The 214-nt window shown below is 42.5% G+C and carries 1 pseudogene; it reads right to left on the reverse strand.

What is annotated here, in order from left to right:
- Positions 1 to 214 (reverse strand): annotated as a pseudogene (locus tag ESZ50_RS11735) (pentapeptide repeat-containing protein); the annotation flags it as partial.

Below are 214 nucleotides of genomic sequence, written 5' to 3' on the forward strand. Positions count from 1 at the left end.
ATTACTGTTTCCGGTATTGCTGTCTCCCGAGTTATCTGATCCTACGTTACTGTTTCCAGTATTATTATCACCAGAATTATCGGTTCCAGTATTACTGTTCCCAGTATTGTTGTCGCCAGAATTGTCTGAACCCGTATTACTGTTTCCAGTATTGTTGTCTCCCGAGTTGTCTGAGCCTGCATTACTGTTTCCAGTATTGCTATCCCCAGAGTTG

This window comes from Weissella muntiaci, from assembly GCF_008107635.1.
GTDB lineage: Bacteria > Bacillota > Bacilli > Lactobacillales > Lactobacillaceae > Weissella > Weissella muntiaci.